Here is a 17,497-nt window from a genome sequence, read left to right on the forward strand (position 1 = left end):
TCAGACTCCCAACTTCCACGACAGTGTGCGCAGCAGATCGGCGAATACGCCCGCTGCAGTCACATCATTTCCCGCACCGTATCCGCGCAACACCAGCGGAATGGGTTGATAGTAACGGCTATAGAATGCCAGGGCATTCTCGCCATTTTTCACTTTATACAGCGGATCGTTGCCATCTACCGCAGCAATCTGCACTTTGCATTTGCCGCCCTCTTCGATCGCGCCGACAAAACGCAGCACTTTACCGGCATCACGCGCCTGCGCCACGCGAGCCGCAAACGCATTGTCCAGCTCTGGCAAACGCTGCATAAAGGTTTCGACATCGGCGATGGCGTTCAGCTCATCTGGCAACACTGCTTCAATTTCAATGTCGCTGAGTTCCAACTGATGGCCCGCTTCACGCGCCAGGATCAGCAGTTTACGCGCGACATCGGTACCTGAAAGGTCATCACGCGGGTCTGGTTCAGTGAAACCAAGCTCACGCGCCATTTTGGTTGCTTCCGAGAGTGAAACACCCTCATCCAGCTTGCCAAAAATAAAGGACAACGAGCCAGAGAGGATACCGGAAAATTGCAACAGTTCATCGCCCGCGCTCAGCAGGTTTTGCAGGTTTTCGATAACCGGCAGGCCCGCACCTACGTTGGTGTCGTACAGGAACTTACGGCGTGATTTAGCCGCCGCAGCACGCATCTGCTGATAGTACGCCCAGGAAGAGGTGTTGGCCTTTTTGTTCGGCGTCACCACGTGGAAGCCTTCGCCGAGGAAATCAGCATACTGATCGGCCACCGCCTGGCTAGAGGTACAATCCACAATCACCGGGTTGAGCAGATGATACTCCTTCACCAGACGGATCAGGCGACCGAGATTCAACGGCTCTTTGGCTTCTGCTAACGCAGATTCCCAGTTGCCCAGATCGATACCGTGAACGTTAGTTAACAGCGCACGGGAGTTAGCAATCCCGCAAACGCGCAGATCGATATGCTTCTGTTTCAGCCAGGCTTGCTGGCGGCGTAACTGCTCCAGTAAGGCTCCACCAACACCGCCAACGCCCACCACGAACACTTCAATGACCTGGTCAGTAGCGAACAGCATCTGGTGCACAACACGTACGCCAGTGGTGACCTCATCATTGCTCACCACCACCGAGATGGAACGCTCCGAAGAGCCCTGAGCGATGGCCACAATATTGATGTTCGCGCGGGCCAGTGCCGAGAAGAACTTCGCTGAGATGCCACGCAGCGTGCGCATACCATCACCTACCACCGAAATGATCGCCAGGCGTTCAATCACTTCCAGAGGGTCCAGCAGGCCATCTTTCAGCTCAAGGTAGAACTCTTCTTCCAGGATACGACGCGCGCGCGCCTGCTCGCCCTGAGGGACGCAGAAGCTGATGCTGTATTCAGAGGAAGACTGGGTGATCAACACCACAGAAATGCCCGCACGTGACATTGCGGCAAACACCCGCGCTGCCATACCGACCATGCCTTTCATCCCCGGCCCGGAGACGTTGAACATGGTCATGTTATTCAGATTGGTGATGCCTTTTACCGGGCTGTCATCCAGCTCGCTGCTGCCACCGATCAACGTGCCCGGCGCTTGCGGGTTCGCAGTGTTTTTGATCAGGCACGGGATCTGGAACTGCGCAATCGGAGCGATGGTGCGAGGATGCAGCACTTTCGCACCAAAATAGGAGAGCTCCATCGCCTCCTGGTAAGACATCGATTTCAGCAAACGGGCGTCCGGCACCTGGCGTGGATCGCAAGTATAAACACCATCGACATCGGTCCAGATTTCACAGCAGTCGGCGCGCAGGCACGCGGCCAACACCGCCGCAGAGTAGTCAGAACCGTTACGGCCCAGTACCACCAGCTCACCGCGATCGTTACCGGCAGTGAAGCCTGCCATCAAAATCATATTCTGCGCAGGGATCTGGCTCGCGGCGATGCGGCGGGTTGATTCAGGAATATCGACGGTAGATTCAAGATAGTGGCCCACAGCCAACAGCTTCTCTACCGGATCAATCACGGTGACGGCATAACCACGCGCCTGCAGCAGCGCTTCCATGACGGCAATCGAGAGTTTTTCACCGCGACAGATGATGGCCGCATTGACGCTATCCGGGCACTGCCCCAGCAGGCTGATGCCATGCAGGACTTGTTTAAGCTGTGCGAATTCCTGCTCAACGCGACGTTTAACGCCCGCCAGGTCAAACCCCGGCGTGGCATCGGCCAGGCCTTGCAGCAGGCTGGCAAAAATGTGTTCGGCATCGCTGATGTTAGGTTGAGCGTCCTGCCCGCTGATGGTTTTCTCAATCATCGCCACCAGATGGTTCGTAATTTTTGCGGGTGCAGAGAGCACGGTGGCAACCTGTCCCTGCTGCGCATTACTTTCAAGTATATCGGCAACGCGTAAAAAACGTTCCGCGTTCGCTACCGAGGTCCCACCGAATTTCAGCACTCGCATGTTAAAACTCTCCTGAATTTATGCCGAAAAAAAAGCCCGCACTGGTTAGGTGCGGGCTTTTTTCTTTGTTTTTCCTGTATGCGTCAGCCCGCACCGTTACCTGTGGTAATGGTGGTGGTAATAATGGTAATAATCAGGCTGTTTGTACGCATTGAGATTTTTTCTGTCTGTCTTTTTAAGTCTGTCTGTCTTCCAGAAGTAAAGCAAAGTGCTATGTAAGTCAACGCATTTGTCCATTTGGACATTTTTTCAACACTGCGCAATCATGCGCCAGATCACCCTGATTTCTGCTGTATTGATTAAAAAAGCATAGGCAAATGCGATCTGTTGCTGAAGAACTAGGCTTTTCCAGCGGAATTATCTATAAGTTTTTTTTCTACGTCATGCAGCAGACGATGCAACATGGCGCTGTCACGCTGCGCCAGCAGGCCAAGGCGTTGGTCGATCCAGTCCGCCAGTTTACGATCATCACTGACTTCCAACTGTAGCAAGAGTTGCTCCAGTCGTTGGCGCAACGCCTGGAGCTGCTGACCATCCGCTGGCGCTTCTACCTGCGCCGCCACCTGATTGAGTGAAGCCAGTTGATAGCAGTACACCATCACCGCCTGACCAAGATTGAGCGAAGGGTAATCGTTCGCCATCGGAATGCCGGTCAGCAGGTCCACCTGCTCCAGCTCCTCATTCGTCAATCCGCTATCTTCACGACCAAACACCAACGCCATGCTGTTGACCCATTGACGCTTCTCCTGCAACAACGTCTCGACCTGCTGTGGCGTGGCATAGTAACGAAACTTCGCCCGGCTCCGCGCGGTCGTCGCTACTGAGAAGTCAATATCCGCCAGCGCTTGCTCCAGCGTGTCAAAAGTTTGCACCGTATCAAGAATTTCACCTGCGCCATGGGCAACACGCCGGGCTGCGGGGTCCTGCCAGGCGTCACTGGCAACGATACGTAACTGGGTAAAGCCCATGGTTTTCATGGCGCGCGCTGCCGCACCAATATTTTCCGGGCGAGCAGGAGAGACGAGAATAAGAGGGAAATGCATGTTTCTTTCACCGGTTCATAAGATATCGCGGCCTATGTTGGCATGCAGCGCCCGGAATTAACAGCACTCAGCAGAAAGGAAAAGGAGATGTTAATAATGTTAAAAGACAGAAAAAATGTGCCACCCTCTGTTTTTAAGTCAAAGAACGAGATTTATCTTTGCTATGTAAATAAAAACATTTTAATTCAAAGCAATGAAATATAATCTCTGTAAAAAGGAGACAATCTCAGACAGGTCTTAAGATGTAGCAAAAATGCTGCATTTTGTGAGCTAAGCTGGCATTCCAGGAGAAGTTTTTCACAAAAGTGTTAACGTGCTACACTTGCATTTGATATAAGTCAACGAAGCGTTTTTTTTATGCTTCTCGGTTGTTGTTGGTGCTGTAAGGTTGCTGTTAATACGGTTAGGATATGCACCAATCATTCCGGGGCATGCAGCATTCATCCTGACTGGCTGAGCTAACTCTGTTGTTGACGTTGATGCATCGTGTATCAATTACATAATTTCGTATAGTGGTTCATTGTTGCTGAACCCGGTAATATTACCGCTGTACGCCCTGTTTTCGATTTGTTGGCAAATTTTAGGTAGCGAGACATGCAGACCCCGCACATTCTTATCGTTGAAGACGAACTGGTCACCCGAAACACGCTCAAAAGTATTTTTGAAGCGGAAGGCTACGTCGTTTATGAAGCCACTGATGGTGCCGAAATGCACCAGGTGTTGACAGAAAATGATGTCAATCTGGTGATTATGGACATTAATCTGCCAGGGAAAAATGGCTTGTTACTGGCACGTGAATTACGTGAACAGGCAAACGTTGCACTGATGTTCCTGACCGGGCGTGATAATGAAGTTGATAAAATCCTTGGGCTGGAAATCGGCGCTGACGATTACATCACCAAACCATTTAACCCGCGTGAGCTGACGATTCGTGCCCGTAATCTGCTGTCACGCACCATGAATCTGGCCGTACCAAGTGACGAACGTCGCCTGGTAGAAAGCTATCGCTTCAATGGCTGGGAGCTGGATATCAACAGCCGTTCACTGGTCAGCCCAAATGGCGAACAGTACAAACTGCCACGCAGTGAGTTCCGCGCGATGCTGCACTTCTGTGAGAATCCGGGCAAGATCCAGACCCGTGGCGATCTGCTGAAGAAAATGACCGGCCGTGAACTCAAGCCGCATGACCGTACTGTGGACGTCACTATCCGCCGTATTCGTAAGCACTTCGAATCAACGCCAGATACCCCAGAAATTATCGCCACCATTCATGGTGAAGGTTATCGCTTCTGCGGTGAGCTGGAAGGTTAAGTCTTTACGTATCCGCTAGTCGCTAGCGGATACGCTCTTCACCCTGCTTTCAGATTAGGCCATTGGCTTTTAGTGCCAGGGAATAATCGGGACTGCACTGATCGCATTCTTCGGTGAACCATCGACGACCTTGTCGGAATAACTCAGGTACACCAACGCGTTGCGTTTTTTGTCAAAGAAGCGTACAACCTGCAACTTCTTAAACAGTAATGACGTGCGCTGACGAAATACGATATCGCCCTGCGCTTTGCCCTGCGTAATTTTGTCGTTAAGCTCTACCGGGCCTGTTTGTTGGCAAGAGATGGCCGCATCGGAGGTATCTTCAGCCAGCCCCAAACCGCCTTTAATGCCGCCGGTTTTTGCGCGACTGATATAGCAGGTTACATTTTTAACATCAGGGTCATCAAAGGCCTCCACCACAATTTTATGATCCGGTCCGAACACCTTAAATACCGTATCGACGGAGCCAATCTCCTCGGCGATTGCCGGGCTGCTCAGTGCCAGTGTGGTGAGCGCTGCGATCAGAATGCGAATTGTTGACATTGGGTTACCATTGCAAGATTTATCGTTAAAACGGTAATGTACGGGGAAACCGATCATTGACCAATACATGGCAGAGTAAAACCTGCATTGATATAGCACAATCAACCACACAAAACCCCCCAGTTAAATTGTGCATTTAGTGCTATCATTCAGCGACTTCGTTTAGCTGCAACACCAGAGTATGAGGAAGTAATATGGACCAGGCTGGTATTATTCGTGATTTGCTTGTCTGGCTGGAGAGTCACCTTGATCAGCCCCTTTCCCTGGATAATGTTGCCGTCAAGGCAGGCTATTCCAAATGGCATTTACAAAGGATGTTTAAGGATGTCACCGGTCATGCCATTGGTGCCTATATCCGGGCTCGTCGCCTGTCCAAAGCCGCTGTTGCGCTACGTCTAACCAGCCGTCCTATTCTGGATATCGCGCTGCAGTACCGCTTCGACTCACAGCAAACTTTTACCCGGGCATTTAAAAAACAGTTCGATCAGACACCTGCCTGGTATCGCCGTTCTTCAGACTGGAATTCGTTTGGCATACGTCCGCCGATCCGCCTGGATGATGACTCCATGCCAGCGGCCAGTTTTGTCAACCTATCGCAGACGCGGCTATTGGGGCAGACCCAGAGCTACACCTGCACGCTGGAACAGATTTCCAGCTTCCGTGATGAGATGCGCATGCATTTCTGGAAGCAGTTCCTGCTAGAGACCGACACTGTGCCACCGATACTGTATGGCCTGCACGAGTCACACGCTAGCCACGAAAAGGATGATGAGCAGGAGATCTCCTACACCACGGCAGTACCGGATGATGAAGCAGCAAAAAGCCTGCTCTCAGGTCAGCCAGTGACGCTGGAGGGCGGTGATTTCGTCCAGTTTACTTACACTGGCCCACGCTCAGGTCTGCAAGATTTTATTCTGCTGCTTTACGGCACCTGCATGCCGACGCTGGGACTTACCCGCCGTCAGGGTCAGGATCTCGAGCGTTTTTATACCCATGGCGGTAAAAAGCGCAGCGAGCCACCAACAGAAATTCGTTGTGAATATCTGATTCCCATCCGCCCGCAGCAAGCCGGATAATATGACGCCGCCCGGTTTACAGGGCGGCTTCTTTTTTAGCGCTGAAGCTCATCGAGTGAAGGTGCATCAAGATGTGCAATCCCACCCGCAGTCTCCACCACCCATCCCCCCGCTAGCCAAGGGCTTTGCTGGTAATCCACGCGAGAAATAGAGCAGTTGCGCAGACGCAGGCGACGTTCAGCGTTCGCGGGAAGACCAAGAATTGTCCCCACTAACACGCCTAATGCCATGCCGTGGCTGACAATCAGCGGGCGACTGCCTTCCGGCAGTTCCAGGCAGGCATTGAGCGCTTCATGCATGCGCGTCGCCATTTCAGCCATCGATTCGCCCTGTGGAATACGGCCATCTACCGTGCCATCCACCAGCGCTTTACGCCAGCCCTCTTCCTCTTCTGTCAGACTCGCCAGCGTACGCTCTTCCAGGACGCCCATATTCAGTTCACGCAGGCGCTTGTCATAACGCACTTCGCAACCACAGGCCGCAGCGATAATCTCTGCGGTGGCTCGGGTGCGTCCGAGATCGCTGCTGATGATATGGGTGATACCAAAGGTTTTCACCCGCTGCCCAACCTGACGTGCCTGCTGCTCTCCTTGCGCCGTCAGTGCGCTATCTGACTGGCCCTGAATACGCCGTTCGGCATTCCACAGCGTTTCGCCATGACGAACAAGATAGACCTGTAACATGCTTTGCTTCCGTTATACTGCGACAAATTCGCCGATGAGGATCAATTATGTACCATGTTGTCGCAGCCACCACCAATCCCGCAAAAATTCGCGCAATTGATCAAGCGTTCAGCGACGTTTTCGGCGCAGGATCCTGCCATATTGAGGGGGTGGGGGTCGAGAGCGGCGTAGCAGCACAGCCCCTTTCTGATGTGGAAACGAGAACTGGCGCACGTCAGCGGGTAGCAAACGCGCGAGAAATACGTGCTGATGCCGATTTCTGGGTCGCCATTGAAGCCGGGATTGAAGGCGACTGCGCTTTCGCCTGGATGGTGGTTGAAAACCCACAGCAACGCGGTGAATCGCGTTCCGCCAGCTTTACCCTGCCGCCCGTGGTGATGGCAGGATTAGAAGCGGGGAACGAACTGGGTGATGAGATGGCGCGCCTGACCGGCGTCGATAATATTAAGCAGAAAGGCGGCGCAATTGGCGCATTCACCAACGGACTGTTAAGCCGCTCCAGCGTCTATCATCAGGCGCTGATTCTGGCTCTGTGCCCGTTCGTGCATCCACTGTATCAACAACGTTAAGCTGTGGGTTTACTCGCGCACCAGCCAGTTTTCCAGCCAGCGTTTGAGCTCTGGCGGTGCTTCCTTCAGGCTGTTAGAGCCTCGGGTAATGGTGGCAATCCCTACCCCTAACTCACTTTTCAGTTCGCGCTGGCTGATTTCACCCTGTAACAACGCTTCGATGATGCGCAAACGGGTGCCAAGCGCTTCGCGCTCATCGGGGGTGAGCATCAGTTGCAACAGCGGCAACGACTGACCATCAGCAAAAGCCTGCTGCATCATGCCAATAAAGCGTTGCCAGTTATCTTCCGTAGGGTGTTCAGCAACTACAGCGTCAGAGTGTGACATGGTGGAGACTTCCGTACTCATTGATGAGTACGGAAGCATAACATAGTCAGTAAGCGTGATTCCACTCCCCGTCAGCCAGGATTTTATCCGGCTTGCCAAGGAAATGGCGATAGTAAGCGTCGTAAGCCAGCACGTTCTTCACATAGCCACGCGTTTCAGAGAACGGGATAGTCTCGATAAACGCGACGGCATCCAGCCTGCCTGCGCTGTTCCCCAGCCAGGTGCGTACTCTGGAAGGGCCAGCATTGTAAGCTGCCGAAGCAAAGATACGGTTCTGATCAAACTGCTGGTAAACATACTCAAGATACTGCGTACCGATCTCGATGTTGGTTTGCGGATCCAGCAACTGCGAGCTGTTCACATAACCCGGGATACTGTACATCTTCACGGTGTGCGCTGCGGTGGCTGGCATCACCTGCATCAGACCACTGGCACCGACCGGAGAGCGAATTTTCGGGTTCCACGCACTCTCCTGACGAGAAATAGCCATGGCATAGCTTTGCGGAATGCCTTTGCCTGCGGTGTACTGCTGATAGAGATTCTGCCACGCCAGCGGGAAACGCTCCTGCAAACTGTTCCACATTTTAGCGGTAATCGTGGCCTGCACGCTGAGATCCCACCAGTCTTGCTCACTCGCGTAACGCGCCAGCATCTGCTGCTGGACGTGGGTTTTACTGTTGATGAGGTTGGCCCACTCGCTGCGCGCCAGGTTATCCAGCCCCCAGTACATCAGCTCACGTACGCGTGCCAGTTCTGGCCCCTGAACGGTGGCGGCATCCGGGCGCGGTGCCGTATCAATTTGCAGTGGATAATCCACACCGAGGCGCTGTGCGGCGACCATCGGATAGAAGCCACGCCCCTGCATCAGCTTACGCAGGATCTCATCGCCCTCTTCCTTGCGGCCCTGAGAAATCAGCAAATCTGCCTGCCAGTATTGCCACTCATCTTTCTCTTTGTCTTCCGGCGACAGGCGTGCAATCCAGGTATTCAGACCCCGTTTGTCATTGGTAGAGAGCGCCAGACGAACCCGACGCTCCAGCAGCGCGGTGGACTCGCTGTCCATCACCACACTGTCGCGCCAGCGCGCCTGTTCTGTGGTCAGGTCCATGCCCATCAGACGCCATACCACCGTCTCTTTCAGCCCCTGAGCTTCGGCAGGGCTCATTTTCTGCGCCTGCACCAACTGCGGGATCATACTGCGAGCATTTTCCACATCATCACGCGCCACGCGAGCAAACGCATACGCCGTTGCCTGACGGGTAAAGTCGGTTGGGCCCACGCTGTTCGCGAACGTCACCACGGTAAGCGGGTTCTGCTGTAGTGCCATAATGGCATTCGCCATGGTCTGGTAATCAGCGGGCAGCATCTTCGCCAGGTAGTTGACCAGGCTGTCATTACCGGCCTTCATCGCCAAACGGATACGTTCCAGGATGGTAATCGGCGACAGTTGCCCGGCGGCCTGCCAGGCAGAGAAGAGTTTATCGCAGTCGTTCGGCAACGCGGTTCCACGCAGCCAGATTGATTTCGCGCCAGCCCATGCCGCCTGCTGCTGGCCGGTGGCCCACTTGGCGTAATACCAGTTACAACGCGCCTGCACCGGCTGTGGTTCCGTTGGGCTAAAATTCAACACGCCCTGCCAGTCCTGACGATTCGCCAGCACGTTAACAAAACGGGTGCGCAGTGAACGGGCCGGTGGCAGCGTGGGATATTGTTGAATGAAATTATTGATGGCGAGCGCAGGCTCCTGATCGAGGTCCTGCGCCAGCATGCGGTATTCCAGATAGGGGTAGAGTGGATAATCTTTCAGCGTCGGCATCAGCTGATTGACGGTATCCATCTGCTTCTGATCCCACGCCTGCTTGATTTGCTGATAACGCTGCCGCTGCTGATCCAGTGAATCAGCCCACGCGCTGCCTGCCATACTGACCAGACAGACACCTAACATCCAGTTTCGCCACTTCTCCACTCTGCTCTCCTCATATCGCTGCACTACTGCGGCCCGAGTAATGCTAACCAGGGGAACGGCGTCTTGCCACGCCCTTTAAGAAATTTACTTAAGCTGGTTGTGGTGATGGTGAGGTTTCCTCGCGGGTTTCAGCTTCAAGGCGGAAGACGCTGACATTATTGACCAGCACATTAACCTGTTGATTCAGGTCACGTGCCGCGTGGGAAGATTGCTGTGAAAGTGTTGCATTCTGTTGGGTGGCAGCATCCAGATGCGTCACAGCCAGATTAACCTGTTCAATCCCACTGCTCTGCTCAGTGCTGGCTGCGGAGATATTTTCCATTAGCTCGCACAGTTGCTTAACGCTGCACACGATCTCCTGCATTGAACTTCCCGCGCCTTTAACTAAGGTATTGCCGTGAGAAATTAACCCTACCGAGCGGTCCGTCAGTGCGCGGATGTCTCTTGCAGCAACACTCGATCGCTGTGCCAGAGCACGGACTTCCGCCGCGACGACAGCAAAGCCGAGCCCTTCATTGCCCGCACGCGCAGCTTCGACAGCCGCATTGAGCGCGAGAATATTGGTCTGAAATGCGATGCCATCAATGACAGTGACAATTTCATTAATTTCCTGAGAAAACTGGTGAATTTCATCCATGGCCACCACGACCTTATCCACCACCACGCCACCTTCTGCCGCACGATCCCGCGTGTGCTGAGCGATATCACTGGCATGCTGTGCGTTACTGGCATTGTTTTTGACCACGGAGGTCAGCTCTTCCATTGACGCTGCGGTTTGCTCTAATGCACTGGCCTGCGCTTCATTACGAACAGAGAGTTCCCGGCTGCCGTCGGCAACCTGCTCTGTGGTCTGGGCAATCGCATCCGTACCGGCCCGCACACTGCTGACGATACGTGTCAGGTTGTCGTTCATTTCTCGCAGCGCCAGCATAAGCTGTGCTGTTTCATCCGCGCCTTTAACCGTAATTTGACCCGTCAAATCGCCGCTGGCGACCCTTTTTGCTACCGCAATCGACTGATGCAACGGCCGGGTAATACTCTGTATCAGCCAGCAGGTGACAAGCGTACCCAGCAGTAGCACACTTCCCATGCCCAGCAGCAGCGTCATCCGCGTGTGCTGATAGTTTTGCAAGTTACTGGCCGCAATGGTTTGGTGCATCTCCTGCGATTGCTGTAGCGTTGCAGTGACCAAATCGTCAATCATCTGGGTTGGTGCACGGTCAATACCTTTCACCAGCTTATCGACGCGCTGAGCACTGCCAATATCATGCTGATCGTAATTCTCCAGGGCATGAAGATAGTTAGCTTCAAGACCCGCATGTATTTCTCGGGTTTTTTCGACGGCGGTCGTGCTCATCCCCAGTTGCTTCTGGATACGTAACAGATGGAACAGCAGCTCCTGCGTTTGCTGGCTCTCCTGCAAAAATGCCGTTTTGTATTTATTAAACATCTCGGTTCCCTGAGCACCGCGTAACAGCGTATCTTTCCACTCCTGAACCTGAATTTTAAAATGCACCTGCGCATTACGCGCAGTGTCTATGCTTTCGGCAATCAGCAACTCCTGCGCCATGATCGCCTGATTGTTGGCTAATGCCTGCTGATTCACCAGCAAACCGCGCGCACCAGTCAGTAAAGTTGCAAACAGAAGTAGCCCAGCCAGACAGGCTAAGCGATGACCAATTTTAAAATGATTAAGCTTCATAAATCCTCTACGCGCAGGTGAACACAGGATAATTGCGCAAAAGGCGCAGCCTGAACCCTGCGGGTTATCGGCAGACGATGTGATGAATTGCGTGAAGTTTTTGTGACAAGAGAAAGGGTGTTCTCAACTTGCTGAAATTTGTCGGTTTACCTTGTTTCAGCACTGTACTATGTTGGCTGACTGATTGAGTGTGGTAAGGAGCCTGCCCGCAATGGAAACCCGTCGTGAAGAACGCATCGTCCGCCTGGCGCAGGCGCTGAAGCGTACTGATAAACTGCATCTGAAAGAAGCCGCTCAATTGCTTGGCGTCTCTGAAATGACTATTCGCCGCGATCTGGGCGAGTCTGCCAGCAGTGTCGTATTGCTTGGGGGCTACATCGTGCGCGATCCGCGCCAGCAGGTAGCGCACTATTTTGTCAGTGACCAACAAAACCTGAACGTCGCGAAAAAACAGCGTCTGGCGCAACACGCGGCGGCGCTGGTGGAAGCGAATGACATCATCTTTTTTGACTGTGGTACCACGCTACCGCTGGTGATTGATGCGATTGATAACGAGCTGCCGTTCACTGCGGTGTGCAGCGCAATCAATACCTTCCTGGCGCTACGCGAAAAACCCCGCTGTCGGGTGATCCTGAGCGGAGGGGAATTTCACCCGGATAACGCAGTATTTACGCCGCTGGCGCTGGAGTCGGTACTGGATAGCATCAACCCGAACAAAGCCTTTATCTCCGCCGCGGGGCTGGATGTATTACAGGGTGCCACCTGCTACAACCTCAACGAACTGCCGGTTAAACAGCGGGCGCTCCAGCGAGCACAGCAGAAGATCGTGGTGGGCGATAGCAGCAAGTACGGCAAAGTGCTGCCGGCTCGCATCGGAGATTTTTCACTGTTCGATATTCTGGTCAGCGACAGTGTACCGCCGCCAGAATTACAACGTGAGCTGGAGCGCGCTGGCGTCAGCTTGCATTGTGACTGACCCCAGGCCTCAAGCCGGCAGCAATATTATTGCGCGAGCTTAACTTCCCCTAGCGCCTGCCAGATATGCAACTTATCTGCCGTTGAGAGATGCGTTTGTTGAAGATGGGCAAGGAATTGCGCTTTGTCAGGCGGAGATTTTTGCTTTAACAGCTGTGCGGTCTGCGTCAGTACCGCATCGCTCAGGCTGCTGATTTTTTCGCGCACCTCAGCCAGTGACAGGTTTGGCAACGCGGTATCCGGCTGCGCCAGCCAGTCAGCCCGATAGCGATACTGAATGGCTTTCGCGGCATCCATCTGTGCCTGAATAAACGGCTTCACCGACTCTCCATCCAGCCCCAGTTCGACGGCACGCTGTGCAGTTCGCGCCAGTACCTGCTGCTCCTGAGCCAGATCTTCCACCGCTTTATGCGTGCGGGCTTTATCTGCGGCCACCGCCTGCATATAACCCAGCCGTTGATTGATCAGTTCAGCCAGCCGGGAGCTGGTCACCGGAGCGGCCAGCGAACTGGCGCTAAAAGCGAGCATCAGTACACAAAGTGTCTTTTTCATGGCGATTCCTTATCCATTGCAACATTCACCGGATTTAATCATCAACGCGAGGCGCATTTTGCTACAGGTGATGCTGGGCCGGAAAGTAAAAAAAGGCTAAAATCGGGCAATACGAACAGTTTGAAGACCAGGATGGCATTTGCCCTGTGGCCGATGATCCCCACCTGAAGTTTTCGTTATCCCACCGGTTACAGGCTGACACCTGCAACCCGTCAACAGAGGCTCATTACAACGTGGCTCAATTCGTCTATAGCATGCATCGCGTCGGCAAAGTGGTTCCGCCGAAGCGTCACATTCTGAAGAACATCTCACTCAGCTTTTTCCCTGGGGCGAAAATCGGCGTTCTCGGCCTGAACGGCGCGGGTAAATCTACCCTGCTGCGCATCATGGCGGGTATCGATACGGATATCGAAGGGGAAGCACGTCCACAGCCAGGTATTAAAGTGGGCTATCTGCCACAAGAACCAAAGCTGAACCCAGAACATACCGTGCGTGAGTCGGTAGAAGAGGCGGTTTCCGAAGTCGTTGGTGCACTGAAGCGCCTGGATGAAGTGTACGCACTGTATGCCGATCCGGATGCGGACTTCGATAAACTGGCTGCTGAACAGGGTCGTCTGGAAGAAGTGATCCAGGCGCACGATGGTCACAACCTCGATACGCAACTGAACCGTGCCGCAGATGCGATGCGCCTGCCAGACTGGGATGCCAAAATTGGCAACCTGTCCGGTGGTGAGCGTCGCCGTGTGGCCCTGTGCCGCCTGCTGCTGGAAAAACCAGACATGCTGCTGCTCGACGAACCGACCAACCACCTGGATGCGGAATCCGTGGCATGGCTGGAACGCTTCCTGCACGACTTCGAAGGGACCGTGGTAGCCATCACCCACGACCGTTACTTCCTCGATAACGTTGCCGGTTGGATCCTCGAGCTGGACCGTGGTGAAGGTATTCCATGGGAAGGTAACTACTCTTCCTGGCTGGAACAGAAAGATGAGCGTCTGGCACAGGAAGCCTCTTCCGAAGCGGCACGCCGTAAATCGATTGAGAAAGAGCTGGAGTGGGTGCGTCAGGGTGCCAAAGGCCGTCAGTCGAAAGGTAAAGCACGTCTGGCACGCTTCGAAGAGCTGAACAACACTGAGTACCAGAAACGTAACGAAACCAACGAATTGTTCATTCCACCTGGGGCGCGCCTCGGTGACAAAGTGGTTGAAGTGACCAACCTGAAAAAGTCGTATGGCGATCGCGTTCTGATTGACGATCTCTCCTTCTCGCTGCCAAAAGGTGCGATTGTCGGGATTATCGGTCCAAACGGTGCGGGTAAATCTACCCTGTTCCGCATGATGTCTGGTCAGGAACAGCCTGATTCCGGCAGCATCGAACTGGGTGAAACCGTGAAGCTGGCTTCGGTTGATCAGTTCCGTGATTCAATGGACGGCTCCAAAACCGTTTGGGAAGAAGTTTCTGGCGGCCAGGACATTATGCGTATCGGCACCACCGAAATGCCAAGCCGTGCTTACGTCGGCCGCTTTAACTTCAAAGGCACCGACCAGGGCAAACGCGTGGGCGAGTTGTCTGGTGGTGAGCGTGGCCGTCTGCACCTGGCGAAACTGCTGCAAGTTGGCGGTAACCTGTTGCTGCTCGATGAACCAACCAACGACCTGGACATCGAAACCCTGCGCGCACTGGAAAACGCCCTGCTGGAGTTCCCAGGCTGTGCGATGGTTATCTCGCACGACCGTTGGTTCCTCGACCGTATCGCGACGCACATCATCGACTACCAGGACGAAGGTAAGATCGAGTTCTTCGAAGGTAACTTTACCGAGTACGAAGAGTACAAGAAACGCACCCTCGGCGCGGAAGCGCTGGAGCCGAAGCGTATCAAGTACAAGCGTATGGCGAAGTAATCTTACAGGCGGCAGCAATGCCGCCTTTTTTATCCCCGCATCCTGTGCCGCACAAGCTGCCTAGCGTCCATCCCAAAGATTGTTCATCTTATTGCTCCGACATCTACACTTGCTGTTTGAGACAGGAGAACAGCCATGACCCTTCATGCGATTGCGGTTAACCCCGCTGATACGAAAAATTTTATTGCGATTGAACAACCGACACCGCAACCCGGCGAGTACGATCTGCTGGTGGAAGTCCGTGCAGCCTCGGTCAATCCGGTCGATACCAAGGTGCATAAAGGTGCGGTCAAAAACGGCCTCTCTGAGCCGCGCATTCTCGGCTGGGATGCCAGCGGTGTGGTATTAGCTGTTGGTACTCAAGTCAGCAACTTCAAGGTTGGCGATCAGGTGTACTATGCGGGCGATATTACCCGTCCTGGCAGCAACAGCAGCCAACAGCTCGTCGATGCACGCATTGTCGGCCACAAACCCACCAGCCTCGATTGGGCAGCCGCAGCGGCCTTGCCCCTGACCGCCTTGACGGCATGGGAAGGATTGTTTGAGCGACTGAATCTCTCATCGGCAGGTGAAAACCAAACGCTGCTCATCGTAGGCGGTGCCGGTGGTGTGGGTTCGCTGGCGATTCCGCTGGCAAAACTGCACAGCAAAGTGAAAGTGATCGCCACCGCGTCACGGGAAGACTCCGCCCAGTGGTGCCGCGATCGCGGTGCGGACCTGGTGGTTAATTATCAGGACCTGGTGGGTGAACTGGAGAAACAGGGCATCAAGCAGGTGGATTACATCTTCTGCCTGAACGATACCGATGGCCACTGGGAAAACATGGCGAAGCTGATTGCGCCGCAGGGCCACATCTGCACCATCGTTGAAAACGAAAAACCCCTGGCGATGGATCAGCTGAAGCTGAAGAGTGCTGCACTGCATTTTGAATTTATGTATACCCGCAGCATGTTCAATACCCCGGATATCGCGCGTCAGGGTGAGATTCTGAACGATGTCGCCGCTCTGGTAGATGGCGGAAAATTACAAAGTACCTTAAGCGAGGTGCTGCACGGCCTGAGCGTGGAAACACTGCAGGCCGCGCACCAGAAAGTACTGGCAGGGCATATGCGCGGCAAAGTGGTGATCGTCTACTGATCGCCTAACATCTTGCGCACCAGCTCGATACAGCGCAGGAAGCGGTTATCGTAGTCATCTTCGCGTACGTGGACAAAGTCGATGTTGTTCTCCCGCAGCATGGTGATCAACATCGACTGAAACTCTTTACGATCCATTGAGCTGCCGAGACTGCGTAGGCCATCGGCCACCCACGGCACGTTATTCTCCAGCAAAATCACCAGGTCAAAGCGGTATTCATCGATCATGGCCTGAATAAACGGGTGTTCACGCCCTTCATACTTGAGGCAAAACGCCTGCGTGGTAATAAAGTCGGTATCAATAAAGGCGACTTTATTGGCATATTTCACCGCAAAATCGATGTACTGCGCCTGACCGAGCGCGATTTTATCGTAATCGGAGTATTGCAGAGCGATCTCATCCCCACCTAAATGTGAGAACACATAGTCGCGTCCAAACTCCCAGGCGCTGGTGGTATTGAAGATGTTAGCGAGCTTATTGACCAGCGTCGATTTGCCGCTCGATTCGCCCCCGAGGATCGCCACAGTGCGCACGAAAAACGGCTTCACTTCCGTCGGAATGTAGTCCCAGTAGCGGAACGGATCCTGCCTGATCTGTGCCCCGCTGATGCTCATAAACGATCGGTTCGGATCGATAACAATAGCCGGAACGCCCAGCACCTGCTCGTACATCGGGGCATCCGCCTCTTCGCTGGTGTAGATGCAGTCCGGTACGATGCCTTTCTCAGTGAGAAACGCATTGACCCCGGTACTCCACACATCCCAGCCGTGCGGATAAGGCTCAATCCCCTCTTCATCAAACGAGTGGATACGGATGTTCTTTTGATATTTGAACGTCTGTAGCAGCCAGCGTAAGCGATCAGCCACCGTGGGTTGCTGCGACATGGCGCTGTTCTCAAACAGCAGGCGATCGCGTGGCTCATCATGGCCCATGATGATATGCAGCTCATCCACCTGGCTACAGGCGCGCTGAATCAGGTAGATATGGCCGGTATGTAACGGGTAAAACTTACCAAAAATCACCCCGACCGTTTTTGCCTGACGGGGAAACTCCAGCCCAAGGAAACGGTGCAGTGCTTCCAGCTTCTGCGCACTTGGGCTTTTGATTTTGGCGTTGATCAGCTGGCTCAAGTAGCCTTTGGTCATGCCACTGGCATCTGCCACCTGTTGCAGCGTATGGCCCTGCTGTCGGATAGCCGTTTTTAAGTAGTCAAACGACGACACGTCGTGCCTCCTGCCTGATTAGTGGG

16 protein-coding genes and 1 other annotated feature are annotated in these 17,497 nt (G+C 53.8%); of the genes, 6 read left to right on the forward strand and 10 right to left on the reverse strand.

Annotation, left to right across the window (positions count from 1 at the left end; all coding sequences use genetic code 11):
• From thrA to F3J40_RS12960, 3 genes are all read right to left on the reverse strand, one after another.
• Nucleotides 1–2,463, reverse strand: coding sequence for a bifunctional aspartate kinase/homoserine dehydrogenase I (gene thrA, locus F3J40_RS12950; RefSeq protein ID WP_167015243.1), 2,463 nt, complete (start codon nucleotides 2,461–2,463; stop codon nucleotides 1–3).
• Nucleotides 2,464–2,488: 25 nt separating this feature from the next.
• Nucleotides 2,489–2,608, reverse strand: a sequence feature (Thr leader region).
• Nucleotides 2,547–2,708 (reverse strand): thr operon leader peptide, encoded by a 162-nt coding sequence (thrL, locus tag F3J40_RS25200; protein ID WP_369410947.1) that lies wholly within the window; start codon nucleotides 2,706–2,708, stop codon nucleotides 2,547–2,549. It overlaps the preceding feature by 62 nt.
• A gap of 93 nt (nucleotides 2,709–2,801) precedes the next feature.
• On the reverse strand, nucleotides 2,802–3,506 hold the full coding sequence (locus F3J40_RS12960) for a tRNA/rRNA methyltransferase (protein ID WP_017345622.1): 705 nt from the start codon (nucleotides 3,504–3,506) through the stop codon (nucleotides 2,802–2,804).
• A 594-nt stretch (nucleotides 3,507–4,100) separates the two neighbouring features.
• Between F3J40_RS12960 and arcA the strand changes: the two genes are divergently transcribed.
• A complete protein-coding gene (gene arcA, locus F3J40_RS12965) occupies nucleotides 4,101–4,817 on the forward strand; it encodes a two-component system response regulator ArcA (RefSeq protein WP_017345624.1) in 717 nt (238 codons plus the stop codon).
• Nucleotides 4,818–4,886: 69 nt separating this feature from the next.
• On the opposite strand, the gene creA is transcribed toward arcA, so the two are convergent.
• Nucleotides 4,887–5,360 (reverse strand): protein CreA, encoded by a 474-nt coding sequence (gene creA / locus F3J40_RS12970; protein WP_167015247.1) that lies wholly within the window; start codon nucleotides 5,358–5,360, stop codon nucleotides 4,887–4,889.
• Between the two features lie 194 nt (nucleotides 5,361–5,554).
• On the opposite strand from creA, the gene robA reads away from it, so the two are divergent.
• The gene (robA, locus tag F3J40_RS12975) at nucleotides 5,555–6,436 is read left to right on the forward strand and encodes an MDR efflux pump AcrAB transcriptional activator RobA (protein WP_167015249.1); all 882 of its coding nucleotides are present in this window, start codon (nucleotides 5,555–5,557) and stop codon (nucleotides 6,434–6,436) included.
• A 35-nt stretch (nucleotides 6,437–6,471) separates the two neighbouring features.
• Here the strand turns inward: robA and gpmB are convergent, their stop codons facing one another.
• Nucleotides 6,472–7,119 (reverse strand): 2,3-diphosphoglycerate-dependent phosphoglycerate mutase GpmB, encoded by a 648-nt coding sequence (gpmB, locus tag F3J40_RS12980; protein WP_167015251.1) that lies wholly within the window; start codon nucleotides 7,117–7,119, stop codon nucleotides 6,472–6,474.
• Nucleotides 7,120–7,166: 47 nt separating this feature from the next.
• On the opposite strand from gpmB, the gene yjjX reads away from it, so the two are divergent.
• Complete coding sequence (yjjX, locus tag F3J40_RS12985) at nucleotides 7,167–7,688, forward strand: inosine/xanthosine triphosphatase (protein ID WP_167015253.1); 522 nt, start codon at nucleotides 7,167–7,169, stop codon at nucleotides 7,686–7,688.
• Nucleotides 7,689–7,697: 9 nt separating this feature from the next.
• Here yjjX and trpR read toward each other — a convergent pair whose 3' ends face one another.
• The 3 genes from trpR to F3J40_RS13000 form a co-directional block, all read right to left on the reverse strand.
• Nucleotides 7,698–8,015, reverse strand: coding sequence for a trp operon repressor (gene trpR, locus F3J40_RS12990; protein WP_167015255.1), 318 nt, complete (start codon nucleotides 8,013–8,015; stop codon nucleotides 7,698–7,700).
• A 46-nt stretch (nucleotides 8,016–8,061) separates the two neighbouring features.
• On the reverse strand, nucleotides 8,062–9,981 hold the full coding sequence (gene sltY, locus F3J40_RS12995; protein ID WP_167015257.1) for a murein transglycosylase: 1,920 nt from the start codon (nucleotides 9,979–9,981) through the stop codon (nucleotides 8,062–8,064).
• Nucleotides 9,982–10,069: 88 nt separating this feature from the next.
• On the reverse strand, nucleotides 10,070–11,683 hold the full coding sequence (locus F3J40_RS13000; RefSeq protein WP_167015259.1) for a methyl-accepting chemotaxis protein: 1,614 nt from the start codon (nucleotides 11,681–11,683) through the stop codon (nucleotides 10,070–10,072).
• A gap of 211 nt (nucleotides 11,684–11,894) precedes the next feature.
• On the opposite strand from F3J40_RS13000, the gene deoR reads away from it, so the two are divergent.
• On the forward strand, nucleotides 11,895–12,659 hold the full coding sequence (gene deoR, locus F3J40_RS13005; RefSeq protein ID WP_167015261.1) for a DNA-binding transcriptional repressor DeoR: 765 nt from the start codon (nucleotides 11,895–11,897) through the stop codon (nucleotides 12,657–12,659).
• A gap of 26 nt (nucleotides 12,660–12,685) precedes the next feature.
• Here deoR and F3J40_RS13010 read toward each other — a convergent pair whose 3' ends face one another.
• Nucleotides 12,686–13,210, reverse strand: a complete 525-nt coding sequence (locus F3J40_RS13010; RefSeq protein ID WP_205297359.1) for a chorismate mutase — start codon at nucleotides 13,208–13,210, stop codon at nucleotides 12,686–12,688.
• A gap of 233 nt (nucleotides 13,211–13,443) precedes the next feature.
• Here F3J40_RS13010 and ettA point away from each other — a divergent pair, with 233 nt between their 5' ends.
• Both ettA and F3J40_RS13020 read left to right on the forward strand, forming a co-directional pair.
• Nucleotides 13,444–15,111 carry an energy-dependent translational throttle protein EttA gene (ettA, locus tag F3J40_RS13015; RefSeq protein WP_167015263.1) on the forward strand — a complete coding sequence of 556 codons (1,668 nt, stop codon included), beginning with the start codon at nucleotides 13,444–13,446 and terminating at the stop codon, nucleotides 15,109–15,111.
• A 135-nt stretch (nucleotides 15,112–15,246) separates the two neighbouring features.
• Nucleotides 15,247–16,248 (forward strand): zinc-binding alcohol dehydrogenase family protein, encoded by a 1,002-nt coding sequence (locus F3J40_RS13020; RefSeq protein ID WP_167015265.1) that lies wholly within the window; start codon nucleotides 15,247–15,249, stop codon nucleotides 16,246–16,248.
• Here the strand turns inward: F3J40_RS13020 and nadR are convergent.
• Nucleotides 16,242–17,471 carry a multifunctional transcriptional regulator/nicotinamide-nucleotide adenylyltransferase/ribosylnicotinamide kinase NadR gene (gene nadR / locus F3J40_RS13025; RefSeq protein ID WP_167015267.1) on the reverse strand — a complete coding sequence of 410 codons (1,230 nt, stop codon included), beginning with the start codon at nucleotides 17,469–17,471 and terminating at the stop codon, nucleotides 16,242–16,244. The genes F3J40_RS13020 and nadR overlap by 7 nt on opposite strands.
• Nucleotides 17,472–17,497 lie beyond the last annotated feature (26 nt).

Origin of the sequence: Candidatus Pantoea multigeneris, assembly GCF_011752615.1 — a bacterium.
GTDB classification, from domain to species: Bacteria; Pseudomonadota; Gammaproteobacteria; order Enterobacterales; family Enterobacteriaceae; genus Pantoea; species Pantoea multigeneris.